Genomic DNA, 8,591 nt, shown 5'->3' with positions numbered 1-8,591 from the left:
GCGCTGGCGCGGCCAGAGCGACGCTCGCGACCACCGGCAGACTGGCCCGGAGCCCGCGCCGGCGACCGCGCGGCAACGCCTGATACAAATCGGCGTGCGTTAAACCGAGTTCGATCCCGGCGATGCTCGTAACGATGGGATAACCCAGCGCCTCGGCGAGCGCATACGGAAGCTGGCCGCTGCAAACACCTTGCTCGGCTTGGCCGCCGGTCAGCACCAGCCGGGGCCGCGCAGCGCACAGGTAACGACTGATGACCGGGAGGGCGTCCAGTCCGGACGCGAGCTCGAGCACGACCAGCGCGCTCAGGTCCATGCCGGCGTATTGGCGCAGTGTCGGCTCGTCTGGATCGCCCGCGTGGACGAGACGCAGCCGCGCGCCGTAGCGATCGCGAAGCGTGAGCGCCATCTCCACTGCCTGTGCGTCGCCGTCCGCCCGCCGCGCCCGCCCGGATACGGGATGCCGCCCCACCGACACCAGTACAGCCACCTCAAGCAACATCGCGCACCTCCGCCAGCAGCCGCAACAGTGTGTCCATAATCGCCTGCGCATCACCAACGATCGCAAGATCGGCGCGCTTCATGATCTCGGCATACGGGTCGGTGTTGACGGCGATGACCGATTCCGCCCGCGCGATGCCTTGCAGGTGCTGCGGGGCGCCGGAGATGCCCAGCGCGAGGTAACAGCGCGGCGCAACGAGAGTGCCGGAGGCGCCAATCTGACGTTCGCGCGGCAAAGATCCCGCATCGCAGACCACGCGCGAGCCGCCCTCCGAGGCGCCCAACGCGCCCGCGAGTATATGAAAGCTATCCCAGTTTCTGATACCGGCGCCGCCGCTAACGATGAATTCGGCTTCCGCCAGCGGCACCGCGTCGGATTCGACCGGCAACATGCCCAGATCGGTGATCCTGGGATCGACCGCAACCAGCGGCGCATCCAGCACGCGGCCCTCGCGAAGCGCCTCCGAAAACGTGCCGCCCGCGCCCGGGTCGACCAGCACAAACCGCGGGGCGTCGTGCAGGAAATCGCTGTGCCCGCCGTCGCCGCGGCTGACGATTGCCCCTTCCTCGCTGCGCCGCACGTGCGTCGCGGGCCACTCGCCGAGCCTGCCCGCGACCCGCCGGCCGAGATCGCCGCCACCCGTGGGACTGTCCGGAAAAACAACGTGCCGCGGCTTTAGTGATTCGATTGCGGCCAGCACCGCGGCGGCACGCATCTCGGGGGCGTAACCTTTCACTACGTAATCGAAGCGCATCACCCTGTCGGCGCCCGCCGCGCCCAGCGCCTCGACCGGCTCGAACACGAGTGCGACCACCGCGCCGCCACACGAGTCCGCAAGACCGCGCGCCGCGCCCAGCGCGTCGCGATCGTGCGGGCTCAATCGTCCGTCCGGAACATCAGGTATCGCCAGAATCCCGCACGACGGATCTTCGATGACGACTGGGATGACAGCCGGGAGCGCGCCGGTAATGTCGCGTGCTTTCACCTTCGCGGCCGCATCCACCAGCGTCATGGGCTGCGAGCGATCGATGCGCAACCGCTCATGCGGCGCGAGCAGACCCACGACGCGCAGCGCGCGTGGATCGCGCCGTACGCGGGAGACGGTTTCCGTTAGAACCATCGGCTCTGGATGCTCGCGCTCGACTCGCGGATCGCGACGCGTGCGCCTATCGTCAGAAAGCGCTGATCCGCGCGGCGTGGGCCGGTTGCGGCGTGGCGCGCTCACGACGGCGCCTCCACGGCCGCCCACAGCAGTTCGGCCACGTCGGTCACTTCCGCGCGTGGCTGCGTCACGCCTTCAAGCATTACCGCGCAGTTTGGACACGCCACTGCCACCGTGCCGGCGTTCGTGGCGCGCACGTGATCCATGCGCACGTCGGCGATGCGTCGCTTGCCAGGCACGTCGGTATACGCGGCACCCCCACCCCAGCCACAGCAACTCGACCGTAGCCCCGAGCGCTGCATCTCGATGACTTTGATGCCGATGGATTTGAGTACCTTGCGCGGCGCCTCGATCTCGCCGTTGTAGCGGCCCAGATAACACGGGTCATGGAAAGTGATGAGGTTATGTCGCATCGGCTTTGGTGTAAGCCGGCCTTCCTCGATCTGCCTCGCAAGAAACATGGTGTGATGCTCGACCGTGTAGTGTCCGCCCAGCGCGGCATATTCGTTTCTGAGCGCATGCAGAACATGCGGATCGCAGGTGACTATCGAATCGAAACGATATTTCGCCAGGGTGGCGATATTGCGCCGGGCCAGATCCTGAAAAGTCGCCTCATCGCCCAGACGACGCGCGAGATCGCCGCAATCGAGCTCTTCCTCGCCCAGCACGGCAATATCGACTACGTTCGCCGCGCGCAACAGCTTGACAACCGCACGCAGGGTGCGCTGAGCACGCATCTCGAAGCCGCCTTCGCCAACCCAGAGCAGCACATCGCACGCGCCACGTTCCGCCAGAACGGGCAGCTTGAGGTCCGCCGCCCAGTCCAGCCGCGTGTTCAGCGCCCGCCCGCTTACCGTATCGGTCGCGCGCAGTTCCTCCAGAACTTCAGCGCCCTTGCCGGGTGTCGCGCCGAGTTCCAGGGTCTGGTAACGGCGCAGATCGATCACGGCGTCCACGTGCTCGATCATCATCGGGCATTCGTACACGCAGGCGCGGCAGGTGGTGCAAGCCCAGATCGTCTCCGGACGGAGCATGGCCTGAGCGCCGACGACCGGAAGAATGGGTCCGCCGTGCGCCACGCCAGCCGCATCGCCGTCCGGGTGCGGATGACCGGTGTAGTGAACGTCGGAGCCACGTTCGCATTCGGCGGCCACCAGATCCTGGATCAGCTTCTTCGGATTCAATGGCAGGCCGGCGGCATATGCGGGGCAAGCGCTTTCACAGCGTCCGCACTGCACGCAAGCGTCGAAGCCAAGCAACTGATTCCATCGGAAATCCACCGGACGCTCCACGCCCAGCCGTGCTTCAGCCAGATCCATGCCCTGCAGTCCACTGTCGGTGGGCGCCAGTCGCCCCGCATTGAACCGTGACGGACGCGGATGAAAAGCCAGGTGCAGGACACCGTTGAGCGCGTGCTTCATGGGGCCTAAGCCCATGCCGACGTACAGTTCGAGACACGCCCACGCGCCCAGTGCCAGCAGCATCAATCCGCCGGGCGAGGTCCAGACGATGGGCGGCATGATGGCAGTCAGCGGCAAGGTCGCGATGATGAAAAACACTACAAAGGCCGCCACGCTAAATGGCAACCGCTGAAAGCCACCGCGCGAAAGCCGCTCAGGAATATCTCCGGGCCAGCGGCGCAGCGCCAGCATCAGCGCACCCGCCGCCATTGTCGCGAGACATAGCAGCAGCAGCGCGGTCGGCATCGCGCCATCGAACCCAAGCACATGCACCGCGATGATCAAAACGGTGGCGGAAACCAGCCCGCCGGCGGTGAGAACGTGCATGCCCGCCGTGCGCCGGCCCGTATCGCGCGGCGTCGATTCGATCGGATCGCGGCTGACCGCTTCGTGCACGTGGACGAGATAGCGCCGCGGCGCCTGCAGCAAGCCACTGAAAATGTCCACCGCGGCCGGGCGGCCAGCGAGCCAGCGACGCGCGCGCCAACCCGCCGCCACCAGCAGCGCCGCGAGGCTCAGCATCACCAATAGGCCAGGAAGGAAGTCAGACGTCATGGATTGCACCGTAACGACTCGCCTTGGCGTCTTGGCGTATTTGCGAGAAATTGACCATGTTGGTCAAAAATCCTTGCACAGGCGCAGCGAATCATAGATCGCGGCATGGATGTCGCGCGCCGAGACGCAATCGCCCACTCTATACATCAGGAATTCGCCGTCGAATTCCGGCGCTGGCTGGGAATTGGCCGCAAACAACGCCTTGAGATCGAGCTGGCCACGATTCCTGCTGTAACCCTTCAGGGCGTAGTACAGGCGCTCGTCGGGGCGCACGCCGTTCTCGACCACGATCTGGTCAACGACTCTTTCCTCTTCCGCGCCCGTGTATTCATTCGCGAGCACCGCGACCAGCTTTTCCTCCTCGCGGTATACGTCTTTAAAGGAAAAGTTCGGCGTCAGCACCACGTCCTTCTCGTACAGCCTGCGCAGGTACACGGGCCGCACCGTGCCGCCCAGCTCCTCGCCGAAACTCGCGTCCGGGCTCACGATCTCGACCAGCACGTCGCGGTGCGCGAGAAAGTCGGCGCAAGTAGCGCCCGGATAGCCGCCGTGAACGTCGACCACGAGCACGTTTTTGGCCGGCTTTATCCGCCCGGCGAGGATATCGTGCGTGCTCACCACCAGACCTTCGCCCGCATGCCAGGCCGGGAATTCGCTCAAATTCGGCTCGCCGCCCGTCGCGACGATAACGACTGACGGGTCCAGCCCGCGCACGGTGGTCGCGTCGGCCTCGTGGTTCAAACGCACGTCCACGCGCAGGCGTGACAGTTCCATCGTGAGCCAGCGCGTGATGCCGGCAATCTGATCGCGCGCCGGCGCCTTGGCCGCCAGATTGATCTGCCCGCCACAAGCATCGTTTTTCTCGAACAGGATCACCTCATGACCCCGCTCCGCGCACACCCGCGCGGCTTCCATGCCGCCCGGCCCGCCGCCGACCACGACAATCCTGCGACGCTGCTCGCTTCTGCGAATCCGGTGCGGCATGGTCTGCTCGCGGCCGGTGGCGGCATTCTGCACGCAGGCCACGTCGAGGCCTGAGTACATGCGGTTGATACAGTAATTGGCGCCCACGCACTGGCGAATCTGATCGACCTTGTCCTCGCGAATCTTGTTGACCAGATGCGGATCGGCGATGTGCGCGCGGGTCATGCCCACCAGATCCACCTGACCTTCCTCGATGATGCGCGCCGCCGAAATGGGGTCCTTGATGTTCTGCGCGTGGATCACGGGGAGGTCGATCTCCGCCTTGATGCTGGCCGCAAGATACAGAAACGGCTGCGGCGGGTACGCCATGGATGGCACCAGATTGGCCGACAGCGCGTAAGTGTCCGCGCCCGAGCCCATGACGTTGACGAAATCGATCAGGCCTGACTCGGCGTAATACTTCGCGATGCGGATCATCTCCTGGTTGTCCATCGCGCCGTCGTGAAACTCGTCGCCGCACATGCGCATGCCGACGATAAAGTCATCGCCCACCACCCGGCGGATTTCGCCCAAAACCTCGATGCCAAAGCGCATGCGATTCTCAAAAGTGCCGCCGTAGCCATCGGTGCGCTGGTTGGTCAGCGGCGACCAGAATTGATCGATCAGTTGCTGGTGCGCGGCCGAGAGTTCGGCCCCATCCAGGCCACCTTCCTTCACGCGTCGCACGGCCTGCCCGAAGTCCCTGACGATGCGCTCGATATCCTCGACTTCGATGATCTTGCAATTGGCGCGATGCACCTGCTCGCGCAAGCCCGAAGGCTACAACAGGTTCGGCCAGTGCTGCCCGTCGGAGCGACTGCGCCGGCCCATGTGCGTGAGCTGGATCATGATGGCGGCGCCGTGGGCGTGCACGGCTTCCGAGAGCTTCTGGAAATGCGGGATGATGCGGTCGTCCGCGACGTTGAGCGAATTCCACCACGACGTCGGGCTGTCGATCGATACCGACGACGAACCGCCGCACATGGTCATGCCGATGCCGCCTTTCGCCTTCTCCGCGTGATACGCGCGGAAGCGCTCCGTCGGCATTCCGTTTTCGCCGTACACCTCCGAATGCGAAGTGCTGACGATGCGATTGCGGATGGTCAGATGCTTGATCTTGAGCGGCCGGAACAGCGCATCGAACTGGCCCATGATGTAACTCCCCTTCGGCATTAATGGCCTGGCGGCCTGTTGGAATCCGAGGGAGTCTAGAATTTCCGTATCATCACGATGCGTCCGGCAGCGACAGCGACTTGCGGAAATGCGCCATTTCGCGCGCTTATGCCCATTGCAAGCACTGGCGTTATAATCCAATTGAGTTAGCGGTTCACGCGCATCGGGGAGCGTTACCCTATGAGTCTGCCAGCTTCATCGTCGAAGTCGCTGTACCAGCAGTTGATGGAATTGCCCGAGCATTTGACGGGTGAGATTATCGGTGGACAGCTCTACACCCAGCCGCGCCCGGCCGGGCCGCATGCTGTGGCCACTTCCTCTCTTGGCGCCGACGTCCACAATGCATTTCACAGCGGACGTGGTGGCCCTGGAGGCTGGTGGATACTGGACGAGCCCGAAGTTCATTTCGTGCGCGACACCGAGGTCGCGGTGCCGGACATCGCCGGCTGGCGGCGTGAACGTCTGCCGCGAATCCCGCGCGATCAGCGTTTCGAAGTCGCGCCTGACTGGATTTGCGAGGTGCTGTCACCTGGAACGGCCAAACACGATCGCGTGGTAAAAATGCCGTTGTACGCGCAATACGGCGTCGCGTTCCTGTGGCTGGTCGACCCGGCGGCGCGAACGCTCGAAGCTTTTGCGCTAAAAGATGAGCACTGGACGGTGATCGGTCAGTTCAAGGATCAGGAGCAAGTCAGTATCGAACCGTTTACCGCGATCTCGCTTGCGCTGGCCGACCTGTGGATCGAGGACTGATAGGGCGTCGAGAACGAAGGATGTTTTCCGCCAACCGTGGCCCGGGCAGCGGTTGATGGATCGCCGTGATTCGCAGGCTCACCCCAGCCTACACGAGCTGCGCGAGTTGGAGCTTATAGGTCCTCCGGAGTTAATCCTGTGTGCTTTGCAATTCGTGCAAGCATCTTCGGCCGATCTCTTCTCTGTCGTGGAAAGCGAATACAAAATCAGACCAACTCGGCCTGAAAGTGTCTGATGCGAACCCGACCGCCGCTTGATCCGCCAGCCTATGCGCAAGAGAGCCGCCAGCACGCGGTTGGCCTTGACCACGGGCCATCGGCTTATGCAGCAACGAACGTGATGTTGATGGGAACAGGACGACTCTCACCATGCTCCAGCCGCTCGGCCAGGACGCGCAAAGCCAGCACCTCCGCCTTTGCCATGGCGTCATCGGCACTGACTCCATAGGCCAATACACCCGGCAGCGCAGGGACTTCCGCAAGCCAACGCCCATCGGCTTCCTGCTCATGCTCGATGCTGAAATTCATGGCGACTCCCTATGGGAACTCTGCAAGAGAATTATTCTACTATCGCGTCCTTGGATACCCCCGCTTACTTTCAGCTATGCGGCGGAACGCCCGTAAGGGGCTTCCGCCCTACGGGGGCTAGCAACTACGAGGCTTTATAACCGCTAATAAATCCCTCTTAACCTCATAGATCTGCTTTGCGCCAATTTGCCTAAAAAAACCGTATCGCCCAATACTCCGACCCGAATAAGAACCGAAGGAAGTCCATGTGTTTCGTTGATTTCTACAGCATTACATAAGGTGTCGTTCTTTAGCTGGTCTGCCTTGATCATGCCCCAGTTAACGGCACCGTAGGGTGTATAGAATACAACTAATGCAATAGCAATTCTCAGAATATAGCTCTTTACGAGATCTTTTAGGGCAGGATGTGAAGCCAAAAAAACCGGGACAACAGCCGTAGCTGTCCACCATATGGATAATAACCAGTCGGAAGCGCTTTCCCTATACACGATCGACAACACAGCTGAGGCAAGATATACCGCAACCAGTGCCTTGGTAATGACCGGCATAGCAACTAATCGTGATCGCTTTTCCGGAGCCGCTGAATCAAAAAAATAATAAGCTAAGATAAGTGGGAGAATTAGGAAAGCGATAAACATGAACATGGTTCCAGCATATGTAAGGGCCTGCTGAAGCGTTATGTAATCAAAAACGTTAACGTCAAAACTCCCCCAAAAAACGATAAGGTATAGAAGAGAACAGCCAGTCAAATAGGCAGTTAGTAGCGGCAGAAGCTGGCCAATGGTCTTCATGCTGCTTGGTTTTCTGTGTTGGCTAACGTTTCTAGGTTGAGTGATGTAGTCGAGCAAGCGGCGTGACAGCAATGCTGGCGCGACGCTTGAGCTGCATTAGCTCGAACGCGCCGTTTGGAGGTGATGGGGCGCAACACCTCGTTCGCATAAGCCCCGACACTTCGCATTTCGCCAGCCGCAGATCCAGATACAACATCATAAGAAGACTAAAGGGTCCAGGCTCGCATTATTCCACTATCCTATCTCATACCTCCAACTTTTCCTGACGATGGGTCGCATCAGGATTGTATTGTCGTAACACCCCCGCCCTGCATTTTGGTTTAGCTTCGCGCCGTTCGCCGGTTAGTTTCTCGAGCTTGGCATAAAAGCGGTTGTTACCCACGGGCTGGTTCTGGTTCAGCGAGTCGGATGTCGTCGATCGCTTCCTTGTCCAACTATGAGCAAGGCCCGGTACGCTATGTGACGCTGCTTGTCATCGCAGCTACGTGTGTGCCAATCTATGGTTTTTCTACAGCCTCAACGCCTGTGTTCAGGTGCGGGCGGCACGCGCGGCGGGCCGAATGTCACCTGCAACACTTTGTTAAATGTCGCATCCCGGACGATTATATCTCTGTAAGTCGTCTTCCGTTATTCTCGGCGCGTGAGGTTCTCCGCGGCCTGGTGGAGGACTTAAAGACCTGTTGTCCTGGAGAGTTGCCCGCATGATGA

The 8,591-nt window shown here is 61.5% G+C and carries 6 protein-coding genes and 1 pseudogene; 1 reads left to right on the top strand and 6 read right to left on the bottom strand.

The window, feature by feature from the left end:
- The 4 genes and pseudogenes from H0V34_12020 to H0V34_12005 all read right to left on the bottom strand — a co-directional run.
- Positions 1–499: electron transfer flavoprotein subunit beta (locus tag H0V34_12020; protein MBA2492385.1), on the bottom strand; the 499-nt coding region annotated here is incomplete at its 3' end.
- A complete protein-coding gene (locus H0V34_12015; GenBank protein MBA2492384.1) occupies positions 489–1,724 on the bottom strand; it encodes an electron transfer flavoprotein subunit alpha/FixB family protein in 1,236 nt (411 codons plus the stop codon). The genes H0V34_12015 and H0V34_12020, both read right to left, overlap by 11 nt.
- Positions 1,721–3,676, bottom strand: coding sequence for a DUF3483 domain-containing protein (locus H0V34_12010; protein ID MBA2492383.1), 1,956 nt, complete (start codon positions 3,674–3,676; stop codon positions 1,721–1,723). The genes H0V34_12015 and H0V34_12010 overlap by 4 nt, the downstream gene beginning before the upstream one ends.
- 63 nt (positions 3,677–3,739) lie before the next feature.
- Positions 3,740–5,791: pseudogene (locus H0V34_12005) on the bottom strand (NADH:flavin oxidoreductase).
- 201 nt (positions 5,792–5,992) lie between these two features.
- On the opposite strand from H0V34_12005, the gene H0V34_12000 reads away from it, so the two are divergent.
- A complete protein-coding gene (locus H0V34_12000; GenBank protein ID MBA2492382.1) occupies positions 5,993–6,565 on the top strand; it encodes a Uma2 family endonuclease in 573 nt (190 codons plus the stop codon).
- 320 nt (positions 6,566–6,885) lie between these two features.
- On the opposite strand, the gene H0V34_11995 is transcribed toward H0V34_12000, so the two are convergent.
- On the bottom strand, positions 6,886–7,092 hold the full coding sequence (locus H0V34_11995) for a type II toxin-antitoxin system HicB family antitoxin (GenBank protein ID MBA2492381.1): 207 nt from the start codon (positions 7,090–7,092) through the stop codon (positions 6,886–6,888).
- Between the two features lie 143 nt (positions 7,093–7,235).
- Positions 7,236–7,883, bottom strand: coding sequence for a hypothetical protein (locus H0V34_11990; GenBank protein ID MBA2492380.1), 648 nt, complete (start codon positions 7,881–7,883; stop codon positions 7,236–7,238).
- Positions 7,884–8,591 lie beyond the last annotated feature (708 nt).

The organism is Gammaproteobacteria bacterium, from assembly GCA_013696315.1.
Lineage (GTDB): Bacteria > Pseudomonadota > Gammaproteobacteria > JACCYU01 > JACCYU01 > JACCYU01.
The sequence above is the reverse complement of the archived record's forward strand: the minus strand, read 5'-3'. Positions and strand labels throughout refer to the sequence as shown.

Bases quoted from the DNA above. Each gene is read 5' to 3' on its own strand.
- H0V34_12010 (MBA2492383.1), bottom strand. From the start codon at position 3,676: ATGACGTCTGACTTCCTTCCTGGCCTATTGGTGATGCTGAGCCTCGCG.
- H0V34_12000 (MBA2492382.1), top strand. From the start codon at position 5,993: ATGAGTCTGCCAGCTTCATCGTCGAAGTCGCTGTACCAGCAGTTGATG.
- H0V34_11995 (MBA2492381.1), bottom strand. From the start codon at position 7,092: ATGAATTTCAGCATCGAGCATGAGCAGGAAGCCGATGGGCGTTGGCTT.
- H0V34_11990 (MBA2492380.1), bottom strand. From the start codon at position 7,883: ATGAAGACCATTGGCCAGCTTCTGCCGCTACTAACTGCCTATTTGACT.